This is a genomic window from Leisingera sp. S232, assembly GCF_049800895.1.
Classification (GTDB): domain Bacteria; phylum Pseudomonadota; class Alphaproteobacteria; order Rhodobacterales; family Rhodobacteraceae; genus Leisingera.
In genome coordinates, this window is sequence record NZ_JBNAFX010000040.1 from 18,736 (window position 1) to 36,729 (window position 17,994).

At 60.3% G+C, this 17,994-nt stretch carries 14 protein-coding genes; 3 read left to right on the forward strand and 11 right to left on the reverse strand.

Features of this window, described 5'->3' with window-relative positions:
• Positions 1-97 precede the first annotated feature (97 nt).
• Positions 98-2,533 carry a GcvT family protein gene (locus tag ACP151_RS18500; protein ID WP_424980371.1) on the forward strand — a complete coding sequence of 812 codons (2,436 nt, stop codon included), beginning with the start codon at positions 98-100 and terminating at the stop codon, positions 2,531-2,533.
• 70 nt (positions 2,534-2,603) lie between these two features.
• Here ACP151_RS18500 and ACP151_RS18505 read toward each other — a convergent pair whose 3' ends face one another.
• From ACP151_RS18505 to ACP151_RS18515, 3 genes are all read right to left on the reverse strand, one after another.
• On the reverse strand, positions 2,604-3,869 hold the full coding sequence (locus tag ACP151_RS18505) for an ABC transporter permease (protein ID WP_424980372.1): 1,266 nt from the start codon (positions 3,867-3,869) through the stop codon (positions 2,604-2,606).
• Positions 3,866-4,672, reverse strand: a complete 807-nt coding sequence (locus tag ACP151_RS18510) for a taurine ABC transporter ATP-binding protein (RefSeq protein WP_424980373.1) — start codon at positions 4,670-4,672, stop codon at positions 3,866-3,868. Before ACP151_RS18510 ends, ACP151_RS18505 begins: the two co-directional genes overlap by 4 nt.
• Positions 4,673-4,751: 79 nt before the next feature.
• On the reverse strand, positions 4,752-5,747 hold the full coding sequence (locus tag ACP151_RS18515) for an ABC transporter substrate-binding protein (protein WP_424980374.1): 996 nt from the start codon (positions 5,745-5,747) through the stop codon (positions 4,752-4,754).
• A gap of 209 nt (positions 5,748-5,956) precedes the next feature.
• Here ACP151_RS18515 and ACP151_RS18520 point away from each other — a divergent pair, with 209 nt between their 5' ends.
• Both ACP151_RS18520 and hisD read left to right on the forward strand, forming a co-directional pair.
• Positions 5,957-6,928 carry a LysR substrate-binding domain-containing protein gene (locus ACP151_RS18520; protein ID WP_424980375.1) on the forward strand — a complete coding sequence of 324 codons (972 nt, stop codon included), beginning with the start codon at positions 5,957-5,959 and terminating at the stop codon, positions 6,926-6,928.
• Between the two features lie 154 nt (positions 6,929-7,082).
• Positions 7,083-8,360 (forward strand): histidinol dehydrogenase, encoded by a 1,278-nt coding sequence (gene hisD / locus ACP151_RS18525; protein WP_424980376.1) that lies wholly within the window; start codon positions 7,083-7,085, stop codon positions 8,358-8,360.
• A 29-nt stretch (positions 8,361-8,389) separates the two neighbouring features.
• On the opposite strand, the gene ACP151_RS18530 is transcribed toward hisD, so the two are convergent.
• From ACP151_RS18530 to ACP151_RS18565, 8 genes are all read right to left on the reverse strand, one after another.
• A complete protein-coding gene (locus tag ACP151_RS18530; RefSeq protein ID WP_424980377.1) occupies positions 8,390-8,908 on the reverse strand; it encodes a nitrous oxide reductase accessory protein NosL in 519 nt (172 codons plus the stop codon).
• Positions 8,905-9,726: an ABC transporter permease gene (locus ACP151_RS18535; RefSeq protein ID WP_424980378.1), complete on the reverse strand. Its 822-nt coding sequence runs from the start codon at positions 9,724-9,726 to the stop codon at positions 8,905-8,907. Before ACP151_RS18535 ends, ACP151_RS18530 begins: the two co-directional genes overlap by 4 nt.
• Positions 9,723-10,619: an ABC transporter ATP-binding protein gene (locus tag ACP151_RS18540; protein ID WP_424980379.1), complete on the reverse strand. Its 897-nt coding sequence runs from the start codon at positions 10,617-10,619 to the stop codon at positions 9,723-9,725. Before ACP151_RS18540 ends, ACP151_RS18535 begins: the two co-directional genes overlap by 4 nt.
• Positions 10,612-11,895 carry a nitrous oxide reductase family maturation protein NosD gene (locus ACP151_RS18545; RefSeq protein WP_424980380.1) on the reverse strand — a complete coding sequence of 428 codons (1,284 nt, stop codon included), beginning with the start codon at positions 11,893-11,895 and terminating at the stop codon, positions 10,612-10,614. The genes ACP151_RS18540 and ACP151_RS18545 overlap by 8 nt, the downstream gene beginning before the upstream one ends.
• Positions 11,896-11,897: 2 nt before the next feature.
• On the reverse strand, positions 11,898-13,805 hold the full coding sequence (gene nosZ / locus ACP151_RS18550; protein ID WP_424980381.1) for a TAT-dependent nitrous-oxide reductase: 1,908 nt from the start codon (positions 13,803-13,805) through the stop codon (positions 11,898-11,900).
• Positions 13,806-13,816: 11 nt separating this feature from the next.
• Positions 13,817-16,006: a 4Fe-4S binding protein gene (locus ACP151_RS18555; RefSeq protein ID WP_424980382.1), complete on the reverse strand. Its 2,190-nt coding sequence runs from the start codon at positions 16,004-16,006 to the stop codon at positions 13,817-13,819.
• The gene (locus ACP151_RS18560; RefSeq protein WP_424980383.1) at positions 15,997-16,461 is read right to left on the reverse strand and encodes a hypothetical protein; all 465 of its coding nucleotides are present in this window, start codon (positions 16,459-16,461) and stop codon (positions 15,997-15,999) included. Before ACP151_RS18560 ends, ACP151_RS18555 begins: the two co-directional genes overlap by 10 nt.
• Positions 16,462-16,976: 515 nt before the next feature.
• The gene (locus ACP151_RS18565; RefSeq protein ID WP_424978291.1) at positions 16,977-17,936 is read right to left on the reverse strand and encodes an IS481 family transposase; all 960 of its coding nucleotides are present in this window, start codon (positions 17,934-17,936) and stop codon (positions 16,977-16,979) included.
• Between the last annotated feature and the right edge of the window lie 58 nt (positions 17,937-17,994).

A 17,994-nucleotide genomic window follows, 5' to 3' on the forward strand; every position in this document is an offset into this window, starting at 1 on the left:
ATTCAGCTTTCGATTTTTTGCGATGTACGCTGCACTGTCTTGCCGCCACGGTCATCCTGCGGCCAAGTCATTTTGGATCTACCGGGAGGCCCACCTCATGAAATCGCGTACCAAGGCCGTGGTCATTGGCGGCGGAATTGCCGGCTGCTCAACCCTCTACCACCTTACTCAGGAAGGCTGGAGCGACGTTGTTCTGGTTGAACGAAATGAACTGACAAGCGGCACCACCTGGCATTCGGCAGCGCAGGTTACAAATTTCGGTACGAACCAGACCATGGTCGGCCTGAAAAGCCACTCCATCAATCTGTACAAGAAACTGGCCGAGCACCCGGAATACCCGATCAACTATCACCACGGCGACGGCGGCATCCGTATGGCCAATACTGAAGCGCAGATGCAGGGCTACCGCCATTTCGCATCGATGGCACGCGGCATGGGCGTGCATTTCGACGTGATCGACGCCAAGGAATGCGCCCGCCGCCACCCCCTGATCTCTACTGACAACCTGATTGGCGGCCTGTGGGACCCGCTGGATGGCGACATCGACCCTGCCCAACTGTGCCAGGCGCTGGCCTACCACGCCCGCAGGGCCGGCGCAGAGGTCTATCGCAACACGCCCGTGACGGCGCTCACCCAGCACAAAGATGACACCTGGACTGTGCACACAGAACACGGCGATATCGACTGCGATTTCGTCGTCAATGCCTGCGGCTACCGGGTGAACGAGGTCGGCGCGATGATGGGAGTCCACCACCCCGTTGCCTCAATGGAGCACCAGTATTTCCTGACCGAAGACATCCCCGGCATCATCGAGGCAGGCCATAGGATGCCGCTGATCCGCTGCCCGATCTCGGACTACTACTGCCGCCAGGAAAAGAACGGTCTGCTGATCGGCTTCTATGAGCAGGATTGCAAGACCTGGGGCATGGACGGCATCGACCCGAACTTTGTAAACGCGCTCTGCCCCGACGATCTCGAACGGGTGATGGATGTGCTGGAGGGCGCCTTTGCCCGCATGCCTGCCCTGCGCGAGACTGGCATCCGCTCGATTGTGAATGGCCCCATCACCTATACCATCGACGGCGCGCCACTGGTCGGCCCGATCCCGGGCAAACGCAATGCGTTCTGTGCCATCGGCCTGCGGGCTGGACTGGGCGAAGGCGGCGGCCACGGCTGGCTGCTGGCGCAGATAATTGTGCATGGCGAGGCCTGTTATGACACCTGGTGTCTGGACCCACGCCGCTTTGCTGGCCACACCAACGCGGAACTGACTGCGCTAAAGGCCATTGAGGATTATCAGAACGAGTTCCGCTTCCATTTCCCGCATGAGCACCGCCCGGCAGGGCGCCCGGCCAAGACAACGCCGCTGACGCCCGTTATGGCCGCTGAAGGTGCCGAGTTCACCGTGGTGAACGGATGGGAGCGGGTCGACTACATCAAGCCCGCTCCGGACTTCCACCCGTTGCTGTCGTTCAACTTCGACGAAGCCTTCGACGTGATCGCCGCCGAGGTGAAGAATGTGCAAGAAAACGTCGGGCTGGCCGAGGTCAACGGCTTCAACCGCATCGAGATCACCGGCGCCGACCGCCACAGCTTCCTCGACAGGATGTTCTGCGGCACCGTCACCAAACGCGCAGGCCGCGTCGGCCTGGGGTATCTCTTGAACCACAACGGCATGATCAAGGGCGAGGCCACCGTCGCCAACCTCCCGGCCTCAGACCGCGGCCCGGAGCGGGTCTGGTACGGCTCCGCTGCCACCAGCGAATTTCACGACATGGACTGGCTGACCCAGCACATCGGCGCAGATGAAGATGTACAGCTCCGCTCGCTCACCAATGATCTGACAATCCTGGTCCTGACAGGCCCCAGAGCGCGGGATGTGCTCTCGGCCTGCGCCAGAGGCGACTGGTCCGCCACGGCTTTCCCCTGGCTGTCGGTGCGCGAATGCTTCGTTGGATTTGCTCCTGCCACAGTGATGGGCGTCAGCTTCTCCGGTGAGCTGGCCTATGAAATCCACGTGCCCAACGCCTCGCTTTACGCCGCCTATCTGGCGCTGCGGAAGGCGGGTGAAGAGCACGGGCTCAAACTCTTTGGCGCCCGCGCGGTCGAATCGATGCGGATGGAGAAAGGTTTCCTGCATTGGAAAGCCGACCTGATTACTGAATTCGACCCGTTCGAGACCGGGCTGGACCGGTTCGTGAAACTGGACAAGGGCGATTTCATCGGCCGCGATGCCCTGTTGAAACGACAGTCTCAAGGCCCCTGCAAGAAGCTGGTGACGCTGGAGATCGCCGCCAGCCACGCCCCGGCCCATGGCGGCGCATCGCTGATGCAAGGGGAGATGGTGGTGGGCACCGTGACCTCCGGCGATTGGGGTCACCGGGTGGGGATGAACCTGGCCTATGCTTTTGTTGAGCCGCAGCTGGCTGACGAAGGCAGCACGATGCAGCTCGACCTCTGCGGAGAACTGGTCACGGCGACAGTCATTGCCACTTCCCCCTATGATCCCGGCTTTGACCGCATCCGCGGCTGAGACTTTCAGCAAACAAAAAAACGCCCAGGGAAACCCCGGGCGTTTTCTTTTGTCTTGATGCCGCTTCAGATCAGCTGCGGCCTTTCCACGGCACCAGCCAGTTTTCAGCCTTGCGCATCAGGATATCGATTCCGTAACCGATGATGCCGATCAGCACGATGCCCATGATCACGATATCTGTCAGCTGGAACTTGGACGCGGCGATGATCATCATGCCGGCCCCCTTCTGGGCGGCGACCAGTTCAGCGGCCACAACCGTGCCCCAGCAGACCCCCATGGCAACCCGCGCACCGGTGAAGATTTCCGGCAGCGAGTTCGGCACGATCACATGGCGCATGATCTGCCATTTGGAGGCGCCCAGTGAATAGGCCGCATGGATTTTCGAGATATTCACCCCGGAAACCCCGGCCCGCGCCGCAATCGTCATGATCCAGAGCGCGGCCAGGAACAACAGAACGATCTTGCCGGTTTCCCAGATGCCAAACCAGATGATCACCAGCGGGATCAGCGCCAGAGGAGGCACCGGGCGCATGAATTCGACAATCGGGTCAAACCAGCCTCGGAACCAGCCGCTGAGACCCATGGCATAGCCCAGAGGAATGCCCACGATTGCTCCGGTCACGAAACCGACGATTACCCGCGTCAGAGACCAGCCCAGATGCTGCCACAGCGAGAAATTCTGGTAGCCGTCCGAGGCAATTTCAAAGAAGCGCCCCACCACAGTTTCAGGCGACGGCAGCCAGATCGGGTTCATCTGCATGCCTTGATGCGGCGTAAAGCTGATGGCGCCTTTGCCGGTCAGCGTGACGGTGCCATCGCCTGCGTCCACTGAACCACCTGCGCTGATCGCTTCGCCGTTGATGGCAATGATCTTGGCACCGGCCTTGCGCTTGGCTTCGTCGTTTTTGTCAAACAGCAGCGTGGTTGAGCGCCCGGCCTGAGCCGCCAGCGCATCGTTGCTGGCGAAACCGTCTCCGGCTTCCACTTCGAACTTCTCGACGTCTTCGCCGAAACCGAACACCCGCACAGTGACTTTGGCGTCATCCGTGGCGCCCTCGGCATTTTCCAGCGTATACGTGAAAGCCGTCTCACCGATAAACGGCCCCGGCACATGGATAGGGAGCAGTTTGGAGCCGGTAAATGCACCCCAGATGATAAAGATCACCAGAACTGAGATGATCGACGCGGCCCGGTCCGGTGTCACCGCGCTTTCGTCGCCGAAGGTCACGGTTTTCAGGCTGGTGAAATCCTGCCGGGACTGCATGCCGCGGCGGATCAGCTTCACCAGAAAGAAGGCACCGGCAAACAGTGCGACATAAAAGAGAAGGACTGTCATGCCACCTGCTCCGTCCGGCCCATGATTTCCTCTTCCATCTCCCAGATCATAGAGAGGATCTCATCCCGTGTCTCAGCGAAGCCTTCAGATTTCTTCACGTCGCGCAAATCAGCATTCACCCCGCGCTCGGCAAAGGGCAGGTTGTATTCGCGGTGAATGCGCCCCGGACGCGGCGCCATCACAATCAGACGTTCCCCCAGCAGCAGAGCTTCCTCCACCGAGTGGGTGATCAGGATGATGGTCTTACCGGTTTCCTTCCAGAGCTTCAGCACCAGCCCCTGCATTTTCTCCCGCGTCAGCGCATCCAGCGCGCCCAGCGGTTCGTCCATCAGAATCACGTCGGGCTCGTTGGCCAGACAACGGGCCAGCGCAACACGCTGCTGCATGCCGCCCGACAATTCATAAACGGCTTTTTCCTTGAAGTCCTGCAGGCCAACGATTTCCAGCAGATGATCCGAGATCTTCTCCCGCTCTGCCTTGGGCATGCCCTTCATCCGGGGGCCAAACTCCACGTTGTCGCGCACGTTCATCCATTCAAACAGCGCACCTTTCTGGAACACCATGCCGCGCTCGGCGTCCGGGCCTTCAACCACATGGCCATTCAGTTCCACCGCGCCTTCAGTTGGCGCCAGAAACCCGGCCAGAATGTTCAAAAGCGTCGTCTTGCCGCAACCCGAAGGCCCCAGAACCGACATCAGCTCACCCGCTTTCAAACTCAATGAAACGTCTTTCAGCGCCTGTACTGAACTGCCGTTAGGCAAATCGAAGCGCATGGAGACACTCTTGATGTCCAATCCTGACATCTTCTCCCCTTCCTGCTGGAACCGCTGACGCAAACGGCCCGAAGCCCGGGCCGTTTACAATTGTTCTTTCAGTTGCGGCTCAGTTCTGCGCGTCAGCCAGCGGGGTGCTGTCGACGGTTCCGTCATAAGAATCCAGCGCTGCTTCAATGCTGCCCGCCTTCACGAACACATCCGCCACGCCTTTCATGAAGGTCTGTGCGCCGCCGCCCAGCCATTTCTCGGTCAGCTGTTCATCTGCAGAGGGGAAGCTGAACGTCGCGATGGTTGCTGCTGTTTCATCAACATCCATGCCGGCGTCCTTGGCAATCACTGGCAGCATCTTGTCGTTGTGCTCACCCGAATTCCACATGGCGTTGGCCTCCGCGGTCACTTTCAGGAATTTGCTCAGCAGTTCGCCTTCCGACGCGATGAAGTTCGCCGGCGCACTGGTTACGTCAAATACCAGGATGCCCAGCTCTTCTTTCTCAGCGCCAGTCAGCAGCACATTGCCGTGCTCCAGCATCCGCCGCAGGCCACCGCCCCAGCCGCAGACCATATCCAGGTTGCCCTGGGCAAAGGCCGCCGCACCGTCTGCCGGCGCCATATCGACGATTTCCATCGAACCGACGTCCACACCGAAATGCGCCATCTGCGACAGGAAGCCGTAATGCGCCGCGGTGCCGATCGGTACGCCGACCTTCTTGCCGTTCAATTCGCCCGCGTTGGTCTTGTCGATTTCCAGCGCTTCGGCCACCACGCAGTTGTCGTTGTCGGAATAGCTGACGGCGACGTCCACGGTCTGGATGTCCTGTCCCGCAGAAGTCGCAACCACAAACGGCGGCACGCCTTGGCTTACGGCAATCTGCACGTCGCCAGAAGCCATCGCGGCGGACATGGCGGTGCCAGTGTCGAAGGAAACCCAGTTGATCTTGACGCCCAACTCTTCCTCATAGGTGCCATTGGCTTTGGCAAACTGGAACGGCATCGGCCATTCAAGGAAATAGGCGACAGTGATCTCGTCCATGGCAGAAGCCGACGTGGCGGAAATCGCGGCAGCGGCTGCACAGACTGTTGAAAGCAGATACTTTTTGATCATCTTTATTGGTTCTCCCAGTTGATACGCCCGGCCCCATTCTGTGTGGGGCTTAAGGCTTTGATCGTTGCACGGTAGACCATATCCGGGAAGATATTCCGCTGTATAATAAAATTATCATTCCCTCAAAAGTAAAATTCAGTTTCGTTTTTCTCGGATCTATTGGCGCTAGTGCGTGGATAGCGTATGCAATGCGCAAAGGAGGCCCGTAAATGCCCAAGACGCTGAGTCTGCGCTGGCTGGAAGTGTTCCAGCTGATCTCAAAATCCGGATCGATCCAGAAAGTTGCGGCGGAAACAGGGCTGTCGATCAGCACTGTGTCCAACCATCTGCGCAGCCTGGAAAGCGCGCTAGGCGTTGATCTGGTGGATCATACCCGCCGCCCAATGGGGCTGACCCCCGCAGGCGTCGTGTTCGCCCGGTATGTCTTTGAAGGCCTGATGACGCTCAAGCGCGGTGAGGCTGAAATCCGCTCCGGCAGCTGGCAGCACGCAACCGATCTGCGGATGGCCCTGCTGGATGATTTCGACAATGAAGTCGGCCCGGAACTGTTCCAGTTCCTGTCTTCGGCCCTGCCCCGCTGCAGCTTCCGCCATTACACGAGGCCCAGCCACGAGATCATCGAAAAACTGCAGGCACAGAAACTGGATGCCGGCGTTGCCACCCGCCCGGCAGGGCTACTGCCCGACCTGATTGAATATCCCCTGATGCGCGATCCGTTCATTCTGGTCGTGCCAATTGACTATTCCGGCAGCGTAGAGGATCTGACCAAGCCTGATGCGGCCCTGCCCTTCTTGCGTTATTCCCGTGATCACACCATCGGCAAGCAGATTGAAACCCAACTGAACCGGCTGAAAATCTCTCTGCCCAACAGATTTGAACTGGAATGCAATCAATCGATCATCGGCTTGGTGTCCGAAGGCAGCGGCTGGACCGTCACCACCGCCGCCAGCTATCACCGCGCCCAGCGCTTTCATGACAAGGTCAAAGTGGTTCGCTTCCCGGGCAAAAGCTTTGCCCGGACCGTGTCACTGTTCACCACCAACGTCTACCCGGCCGCCACCTCGCAGCTGATCCACGAAGCGCTGCAGAAATCCCTGCGGCATCATTTCATCGATCCCATAAGCACACGGTTTTCCTGGCTTGCCGAAGAATTCCGGACGCTGCCTTCTGGCGCGGATTGACCGGCACCGCAACTCGAAACAAACATTCGTGTTTATCGAAACCTAGGGAGCACGGCTTGACCGTCGCGCCTGACGAGCGCTGTTTTAGGCGCAATCCGCACCGTGCCAGATCTCGTGCACCCGGCGGTCCCTTAACCGAAGTGAGCTGACCCGCATGGCAATCACCTACCTGAAAAAGGCCCAGGCCCGCCCCGCCGCTGAGAACAGCGATATCCGCGACACAGTCGCTGTCATGCTCGCCAATATCGAGCGTGACGGGGAAGATGCCGTGTGCCGCTATGCGGAACAGCTCGACGGCTGGACTGGCCCCATTGCCGTAAGCGCCGCCCAGCGCCGCGCCGCCTGCAACCGGGTGCCTGATCAGCTCAAAGAAGACATCCAATTTGCCCACGCCAACATCCGCCGCTTTGCAGAAGCGCAAAAGGCCACGATGGGCGAATGCGAAGTCGAGGTTATCCCTGGCTTGATCGCGGGCCAGAAGCAGATCCCGGTCTCCAGCGCCGGCTGCTACGTGCCTGGCGGCCGCTACAGCCATATCGCCAGCGCGCTGATGACCATCACCACTGCCAAAGTGGCTGGCGTGCCGCATATCACTGCTGTCTCTCCGACCCGCCCCGGCATCGGTATTCCAGATTCGATTGTCTACGCAATGGATCTGTGCGGCGCAGACCTGATCCTGAATCTGGGCGGCGTGCAGGGCATCGCCGCAATGGCCCAGGGCCTGTTCGGCGCCGAACCCGCCGACATCCTGGTCGGCCCCGGCAACTCTTTCGTGGCCGAAGCCAAGCGGATGCTGTTTGGCAAGGTCGGCATCGACATGTTTGCAGGCCCCACCGACTCGCTGGTAATCGCCGACCATACCGCGGATGTGGAAACCGTTGCCTGGGATCTGGTCAGCCAGGCTGAGCACGGTGCCGACAGCCCGGTCTGGCTGGTCACAACCAGCGAAAGCCTGGCCACAGGCGTCATAGCCCGTGCACAGGCCCTGATCGACAGGCTGCCCGAACCCAATCTCTCTGCCGCCCACCGTGCCTGGCACGAGCGCGCCGAAGTGGTGTTCTGTGAGACACGCGAAGAGGCCGCGCAGGTGGCCGACCGCTATGCGCCGGAACATCTGCAGGTGCAAGCTGCCGATCTGGATTGGTGGCTGGACCGCCTCACGGCCTATGGCTCACTGTTTCTGGGGAAAGAGACAACAGTTTCCTTTGGCGACAAAACCTCCGGCCCCAACCACGTGCTGCCCACCAGCGGTGCCGCGCGCTATACCGGCGGGCTGTCGGTGCACAAGTTCACCAAGACCGTCACCTGGCAGCGCTGCAACGCTGCGGCCTCGCACGAGCTTGCCCAGCGCACCGCCCGCATCAGCCGGATGGAAGGCATGGAAGGCCATGCCATTGCAGCCGACCTGCGTCTGCAGCCTGAACCCGTCTGAAGGTCAGCAAGCGTGGTACACGAAAGCACTTAGCTCGGAGTCTCCAACTGCTGGTCCAGATCCACCGGCCCCAGCACCGCCGCGTCGGGAATACTCTCAAACCTGGTGACACTGCCGCCATAGCGGGCGGCAAATCGGCTGGCGTCTTCTGCTGATGAAAAGGGAACGATTTCCGGCGCGCCCATGCCGCCCGCCACGTTAGAGCCGACAACAAAATGCGCGCTTCCGGCGGCAATCCAGTTATTGCCGCCGGGGTGCTCCCAGCTGGGTGCCGCACCCATGTCACTCACATATATGGCGATAATGTCCGCATCTCGTTCCGGGCTTTTCACATAGGCTGCCAAATCCCGCACTTGGGCAAAGAACAACGGTGCGGGGAAACTCTCCAAATGGATCTGTCCCTTAGGTCCGCCGTGTCCGGCTACATTCATCTGGCAGAAGTAGCTCAGCGCGGCCTCGGTCAGTTCCACGGGTACCGGCGGCGCTTTGGCCTCTTCCTCCTGGCAGGCAGCCAGAACCAGCGCAGCAGCAAGGATCAGGCGTGTCATGGCTCCACCCTCCGGAATGCGGCACAGGCCAGCAGAAAGCCCAACGCCGGCCACAACAGCAGCGACAGCGGTGCAGCCCAGCCCGGCAAGGCGCTGGCTGCCCCCGCCATGCCGCTGGACAAGGCCACGCTTTCCGAGGCCGCGACATTCCATACCCGGAACGCATCTGCCGGATTGGCAACCATAACCCATGGAAAGATTTTCTGAGTGAAGACCCCACCGCTGTCCATTACCACGGCCCCCAGCAATCCCAGGTCATAGAGCACCACAAACACCAGCCACACACCCGCCGACAAGCCCGCTGCTGCCGTTGCCCCGCTGCTGAGCGCCGACAGAGCATAACCCAGGACCAGGAAGACCGCGCCGAGCAGGATCGAGGTCAGCACCAGCCGCCCCAGCGCCATCAGGCTTTCGGCCCCGGCACCGCCGAACCAGGCCGCAACAGTCCCTGCCGTGCCAAAACCGATGCACATGGCAACCGCCAAGGCCGCCAGATGCGCCATCAGCTTGCCCAAGAGGATCTCCGCCCGCCCGGCAGGATAAGCCAGCAGGAGGGCAAGACTGCCCCGGTCGCGGTCGCCTGCCACTGCATCAAACCCCATCATCAGCGCCAGCAAGGGCGCCAGATAGACCGACAGCGTGGTCATCGAGGCCACCGAAACGGTCAGCATGTCCACCCCCAGCGTCCCCGTCGGCGCCGATCCGGCAAAGGACAACGCCAGCGCAAAGGCCAGCATGATCAGCGTGGCCATGAGCAGCCAGCGGTTGCGCCGCAGGATCAGCATTTCGGCGCGGGCGATGGCAAAGGCACGTTTCATTTGCGGTCCTCCCCGGAATAGTGGCGGTAAAGGTCTTCGAGCCGCGGCGGCACCATGTCGATGTCAGCCACCACATCGCCCATGGCAGCGATCCTGCGCAGCTCGGCCATCTTGTCCTGCGGCCGACACAGGATTTCGACCGAGGCACCGTTGATCCGCCGCCCGCCGGTCTCCTCCGCAATCCGGTTGGCATGCGCGCCGCTGGACTGCACCTGCAACCTGACCGGCAGCCCGGCCTGCGCCGACAGGCCTGCCAGCGTGTCGTCCGCCACTTTCACGCCTCTGCGCAGGATGGCGATACGGTCGGTGCGCGCCTCTACTTCGGTCAGCGCATGCGAAGCAATCAGCACCGCCGCGCCCTGCTCTGCCAGCTCATTTATGATGGCATAAAGATCCTGGCGCGAGATCGGGTCAAGCCCGCTGGTGGGTTCATCCAGCAGTGCCAGTTTCGGACGGCCCAGCAGCACCTGCGCCAGCCCCAGCCGCTGGCGCATCCCTTTGGAATAGGCGCCGATGCGGCGGTGCATTGCCTCCCCCAGCCCTACACGCTCCAGCAGGCCGTCGATATCCGCGCGTTCGTCGGCAAGCCGGCCAAACAGCGACAGCTGCTCATGCCCGGTCAAGGCCGGGTGAAAGCTGACGGCTTCCGGCAGAAAGGCCGTCGCGGTTCGTGCTGCAGCACTGCCGGGCGCTGCGCCGCAGATACAGATGCTGCCGCCCTCAGGCCGGATCAACCCCAAAACGGCCTTGATCAGCGTCGACTTGCCCGCGCCGTTATGGCCCAACAGCGCCAGCCGCTCGCCCGGCGCGATGTCCAGGTCGATGCCATGCAGCACCTGTGTCTTGCCGCGGAACTTGTCCAGCGCGCGGATCTGAAGCGAAGCGTTATCCATCCTGTTCAATCTTTCTGGCGGCTTCCGGCCGTTCGGGCCGCATCAGCGGGTGGCTGTCGATCACCCCGCCGGGCAGCAACGCCGGAAAAGCGGACTGCGACCAGCGCACCAGCTGCACCGCAGGTGATCCCATCAAGAGTTTCGCCGCTGGCTGGGTCCACAGCACATGGTCCATGCTGTCATTCGGGCGGTAGGGCGCATCGGCGATGCCATCCCCGTCCACATCAAACCCTGCGAAATCGGACCAGTAATTGCCCCGGCCATCTTCGCTCCATTCCACCCATCTGGTGGAGACGAATTTCACCTGATGCCGGTTGCCGACAAAGGCATTGCCCACCATCCGGTTGCCGTCGCTGCCTGCGGTAAAATGGATGCCGATGCCGCAGCCCTCGAACCAGTTGCCCGAGAAATCATTCTTATGTGCGTTATAGAGGAAGGTGCATTTGCCTTTGGCCCCATTCACATAGTTGCCGCGCACTTCGCCCTGATTGGCATAGTTCAGCATCACTCCGTGGTCGCGGTCATTGAGCGAGACATTTCCGGTCACCTTGACCCGTTTAGAGAACATCACCGCATAGCCCAAGTGATTGCCGATCGAGATATTGCCGGACACTTCGGAATTATTGGCATACATGTAATGCACCGCAAAACGCAGGTCCCGGAACTGGTTGTTCGTAAACGCATTCTTCTTGGAGCTATTCACAAAGATCCCGTCACGGCCAAAGCGGATGTCATTGCCGTCCACAACCGCACCCGGCGCGTTCCAGACGTAGACTCCGTTGCCGCGCGCATTCATATGCCGGTCCAGGCGGCCTTCGATCCGATTGCCCTGAACCAGGCCGTCCCGGGCACCGTGAATATCGACGCCGTACAGGTTGCCCAGCAGCACATTGTTCAGGATCTGCGGCGCCTTGGCCGTCTTGGTCAGCTTAATGCCGCTGTCGATCTCCTGATGCGAGGAGCCAGAGCCGACAACGATCAGGTTCTGAACAGTCACGCCCGGCCCGGTCACGGTGATCACCGATCCCTTGCCCTGCCCGTCCAGCGTGGCTTGGCCCTGCCCGTCCAGCGTCACAGGCCGGTCCAGCACCAGGGTTTCGGCGTATTCGCCGGGGGCGAGGCGGAGGGTGTCACCATCCGCCGCCTGCGCCAGTGTTTCAGCGATGGCCCCTGCCCGGTTGGGCACATCCCAATCCGCCGCCCAGCCCGGTGTAAGACAGTAGGGCGCCAGGCTGGCAAGGGCCGCAACCAGGGATATGGGCAGGAGCCGTTTCATTGTCAGGCGCTCCGCGGTTCAACCAGCATCCGGCCGCGCATTTCCATGTGCAGCGCGTGGCAGAACCACTGGCAATAGTACCAATGCACACCCGGCCGCTCTGCCTTGAAGGTCACAGAGGCCGTCGCAAGCGGTCCCACTTCCATCGCAATGCCGAAGTTCGACAGGCAGAAGCCATGGGTCAGGTCGTCGATGTCGTCCAGGTTGGTGACATAGACAGTGACCTCGTCGCCCTGTTTGACGGTGAACTTCTCAAGGCTGAAGTTCGGCGCCTGACTGGACATATAGACACGCACCTTGTCGCCATCACGAATGATGGTGTCCTGATAATCGTCCAGGTCGACGCCATCCGCCCCGGCCTGTTTGCGCGCGTCTTCCCACATCAGGTCGTTGCGCTGCCAGGTGCTGGCCGGGTTCACCTTGGAGCGGTGCACGATGATCGAGTCATGCGGCTCGGCAAAGGTCGGACCGTCGTGGACCACTTTCATCTTGTCGCCGGAGATATCGATCAGCTGCTCGTTTTCGGGCTTCAGCGGGCCCACATTCAGGAACCGGTCCTTGGAGAACTTGTTCATCGAGATCAGCCATTTGCCGTCGGCCTCAGCAGTTTCACCCATCGAGGTCGAGTTGTGGCCCGGCTGATATTGCACATCAACCTTGTCCAGGATCGGGTCCACATCGGCACCGGCATAGGCCTCAATCGCCTTGGCGATATCCCATTTCACAATCTGACTGTCGAGAAACAGCGTGGTGTAGGCATAACCACGGTTGTCGAAAGCAGTGTGAAGCGGACCAAGACCCAGCTGCGGTTCCGCCACGATGGCAGAACGCGGGTCGGCATTGTCATTGAACAGCGCGTCGACCTTTTCCACATCAATGACAGAGACTGTCGGCGACAGTTTACCGTTGATCATGATATGCTTTTTGTCAGGCGCGGCGTTCACACCATGCGGCGAGTTCGGGATCGGTATATAGCGGGTGAAGTTCTTGCCGGACTCCTTACGCCCGTCCACAACCTTGGCCCCGTTCAGCTCCTGATAGTCGCCAGCAGTAATCGCCGCTTCTATGGCTGCGATATTGAAGACAACCACGTGATCCAGCTCGCTCTCTGTCATCTCGGCCAGGGTCATGCCCATTTCCGAGTTGTAGGAGGTCGAGAAGGCGTATTTGCCCTGATAGTCACAGTCGGTGTTGTCCAGATTGCCCGAGACGATCACCTGCCAGGCGACTTCCATCGTGTCGCCATCAATGGCCGAGAAGATGTTCACGTATTGCGACGGATCATCCAGGATCTGGCCATCGTTGATCAGTGGCGCTTCGTGTTCGCCATTGGCAAAGACATAACCGGTGCGCGGGAATTTCTGTGGGCGCAGACCGTGGATGTCCTTGGCGTTCGGGATCTCGATGATCTTGTCGCATTTCATCACGTCGCAGCGCACCCGGGCCACCCGGGTGTTGGCCTTGTCGTTCATGAACAGATAGCGGCCGTCATAGGTGCCATCGGTGAACGACATATGCGGGTGGTGCAGATCGCCGTTGTCATAGGTGACCTTGCCGTTGGCAGCCAGGAACTCCTTGGTTTCCGGCAGCAGACCCTCGGTCAGGATTTTCAGCGACTCGTTGGTCTGGCCCCAGCCGGTGGCCGAACAGCGGTTGAACACTGGCACCCGCATCAGCTCGCGCATGGACGGCACGCCCAGGATACGCAGCTCGCCGGTCTGGCCAGAGGACCAGAAGCCATAATATTCGTCCAGTTCGCCCGGCTCCAGACCGAAACCTGCCGCCTGCGCAGGCTTCGCCCCCAACAGGGCTGTGCCGACACCCGTTGCCGCCAGAACAGCACCTGAGGCTGTGGCCCCAAGGAGGCCGCGGCGGGTGACGGGCAGTTTGTTTTTCAGTTCTTCAGACATGATGTCCTCCTTCAGGAAACTTTGATCCTGTTCGCGTTGGGGTGGCTGGCCGGCGGTCGGCCAAGCGCGGTGTCCGGTCCGGGTGCGCCAGTTTTGGCCCGGCGTTTCAGCTGTTTGATCACAACCGGGCATTTGGCTTCGGACTGGTACAGAACCTGACAATGCAGGCAGTCCACACATTCGTTCGGATTGATCTCACCGGTGGGGTGAATGGCCTGAACCGGACACTCATTTGCGCAGGTCTGACAGGGGTGGCCGCAATCGTGATAGCGTTTCAGCCAGTCAAACATCCGCACCCGTGCCGGGATCGCCAGCGCTGCTCCCAGCGGGCACAGATACCGGCAATAAAAACGCTCAACGAACAATCCGGCCAGCAGCAGCGCCACGGCAAAGACCACAAACGGCCAGTCGCGCACGAACTTCAGGATGATCGCCGTCTTGAACGGCTCCACCTCGGCATAGGTTTCGGCCAACGGGATCGACACCATCGACAGGCCGAACAACCCGAGAAAGATCATGTATTTCACTGGCCACAGGCGTTCATGCAGTCCCCATGGCAGGCTGATCTGCGGCACTTTGCAGGCGCGGGCAATCTTGTTGGCCAGCTCCTGCAGCGCGCCAAACGGACACAGCCAGCCGCAATAGGCGCCACGGCCCCAGAACAGCAGCGCCGCCGCCACCGCAAACCACTGGATAAACACCAGCGGATCCAGCAGGAAGGCGTCCCAGGAAAACCCGCTGCGCAGGCTGCCTGCCAGCGCCATCAGGTTGACCACGCTCAGCTGCGCATTCGCGTACCAGCCAAGGAACACCAGTGTGACCGTCAGGTAACCGATGCGGAACCAGTAGAAAATGCGCGCGTTCACGGTTGCCTGGAACTGGAAGAAAAACACGCCTGTCAGCACCAAGAGCATCACGCCCAGCGCGGCAATTTCAAAAGTGCGGTCTTTCCAGATCCGCTGCCACAACGCCGCCTTGGCAGCTGCCTCATCGGTGGCATCCTCCATAACCTTGGCTGCAGGCGCGGCAGGCAGCAGATATTGCTCCGGCAGCTTGTAGCCCAGGTCAAAAGTCAGGAACGACCGCTCCAGCGCCCCCACCGCCCGCTGCACCAAGAGCTGCAGCCGGAACGGCTCTGCCGGATCAAACTCGGCATCTGCCGGGATCTTGAACAGATCCAGTTCGGCAAAGCTGGGGCTATCTTCTGTTGCCAGCGCGCCAAGCCGTTTGTGCTGCTTGTCAAAGAATCGCACCGAGCCGTCGCCCTGGATCAGTTGGATCCGGTCAAAGATGCCGCCGCGCACATAGCCCGAGCCTTTGAAGCTGTAGCTGCCGCGTCCCAGCACCAAAAAGGCCTGTTCGCCATCCGTCAGCCAGTTCCGCAAATTCTGATATTCCGCCTCGCCCAGCAGCGACTTGCCGATGGAAGGCACCGAAACCAGCGCCATATGCATATCGATAAAGATGTCATCCGGCGCGCCCCGCTCAGGCCGTTTTATCGCACGCTGATCGCCGGTCGCCTCAAAAGCCGCGTTGATCTGCCCCACGTCCAGCGTCATCCGCCGGACAGAGCCATCGCCTGCCAGCGTGGTCCAGTCCGCGACCACCTCGCGGGCCATGTCGACCTCGCGCCTGGGCCCGTCCGGCTGCACCGGCGACAGGCCGCCCAGCCCCAATGCGCGGGCTACCTTGATCCCTGCCCGCACCAGGCTGTCGTCGATAACCATGATGGTGACAGTCGCGCCCGAGATAATGTCGAGATCATGCGCATCGCCGCCCGCGGCCGCCTCGGCCTTCAGGTCCAGCCCGGCATAGCCTTCGGTCAGTTTGACCATTTTCGCGTTTGGGATACCGATCAGTACAATCGGTTCAGAGTGCTTTACCAGCTTCACACCGGTCAGCACTGCATCGGTGTCCATCGCCGCCACCACATGGATCGGCTTGCCGCTATAGCCGGTGGTGCCGACGAAATCAGACGTCAAGAAGGCATAGGCAACGGTCTCGCCGTTCTTCAGCACCGGCGCCACCGGCACATCACTGCGCACCGGGCCAAACGCCTCGGCGCCGGGTACCAGATCAGCGGGGGTCAGTTCTGTCAGGAAACTGTCGAGACTATCGGCCTCGGCTGCAGCAGCACATACTGCGGCAAATGTCATCATCAAGGCTGTCAGCCAGCCTCGGCAAGCACGTGTCAGATCCATGGCGCCTCTCCTTCAATTTGAGTGGCTGCCACGGGCGCGCCGGGCGTATGTTCGGAGTGCTTTTTGTTCACCAGCGGAGGCCCGCGGCCGTCATTCCAGTATTGTGCCGGGTTCGGTTGCACTGCCGCATCCGGAGGCAGCAGAACATTGCACTCCGCCATCCGGTTGGGGCCAAGAAACAGCACCCCGGCGGACCTGGCGGCGCTTTCAGCTGTACACATGGGACAGGCAGTGCATTCGGGGCAGTCCTGCACCCTGCCGTCCTGTTCGGAATCAACTTGAATTTCCACGGCACCATATTCGCCGCAGATCTCAATCCACTCTCCATCGGCCGCTACTTGCCCTGCTCCGGCAAAGGACACTTGCAGCACCAGCATGAAAACCGCCCATATCCCTGCCAGCCGCCGGAAAATCCCGGCGCCGTTTTTGGCAGATTGGAAAGAAACGCGCGGCATCTGATACAAGATTCTCTTGCTTCGTTCGCCGCAGACACTACTGGGAACAGTCGTTACGCAATTTGATATATGTCAGATGTTTTTGAAATTCCTGGTCTATTTCTAACCAGCCAGTACAGTCCGGACTTGCAAAGCGGCCCCAACCAAGCCGCTGAAAAGAAAAAACAATTCCGCATGAAATTGCTGCGTCAACCAGAGAGGCCGCGAAAACGTCGCACAGACAGCGCAGCTTTCCACATGTCGGCGGGTCCAGAGCTTGATCTGCTGGAGCACTTTCGCCAGCTTGATGCGGATGCGGTCGACCTACTTCCGATTGGCCGGGTCAGAACCGCCGGTGATCGCCACCACATTCCCTGCTGTGCAGTCAGATCCACATCTTTCAGGACCAGCGGACGACCGAAGGACTTATACAAATCCTCCACTCGGGTTGCCTCTTGGCTCGTCTCTGGCAACTGAATTGATACAGCTGCTGCGGCGGCATCCATTTTAGTGGCACCCTGAAATTGTGATTGCTGTTAGGTGTTCAGTCCCGGCATCTGGTGGATCGGATCGATGATGAAACGATCTGGCTCTGAAGTCCAGATTTTGCAGATGTATTCGTAGGGCGTGAGGCCGCTGAGAGTTTTGAGTCTGCGGGCAAAGTTGTAGGCAGCCATGAAGTCGCCGAGATGTGTTCGTAACTGATCGTGGCTTTCGTAGTGGTATCGCTTCACTGTCGCCTCTTTGATCGTGCGGTTCATCCGCTCGACTTGGCCATTGGTCCACGGATGGTTCGGTTTGGTCAGGCGATGCTCGATCCCGTTGGCCTCACAGATCATGTCGAAGCGCATCTGCCGGGAGTATACTCTGTTCCGGTTTCGTGGCTGTTCGGCGAACTGGATACCGTTATCGGTCAGGATCGTATGGATGCGATAAGGGACCGCCTTGAGCAAATGTTCGAGGAATTCCCAGGCGGTCTTGCGATCTGCCTTGTCGACGAGGTGGGTGACTGCAAACTTGCTGGTCCGGTCAATGCCAACGAAAAGATACAGCTTGCCCTCCGCAGTCTGCACCTCGGCAATATCGATATGAAAAAAGCCGATGGGGTAGCGCTTGAACCTCTGCCGCTTAGGCTTGTCGCCCCCGACATCCGGCAAGCGCGAGATGCCATGCCGCTGAAGGCACCGATGCAGCGCTGACCGCGTCAGATGCGGGATCGAGGGCTGGAGCGCATAGAGGCAATCATCCAACGGCAGTAGCGTATGCCGCCGAAATGCGACGATCATGGCCTCCTCGGCTTGACTGAGAATGGTTGAGCGAGGCTCTTTCGGCCCTGTTTTGCGATCCTCAACGGTCTCGCGCTTTCGCCACTTGGCAACAGTCTTCGGGTTGATCCCGAGTTCCTTGCTCAGCGCCGCGATCGAAGCTTGCGATCGCTGTATTGCTGCTCTGACAGCGTGCGTGGTCGTGGCGCTCCCGTGACGAACTTGTCCCATAGTGCTTCCTTCCATTCCAAAGAACAGATCGCACCATCAAACCATGGGATCAAACACC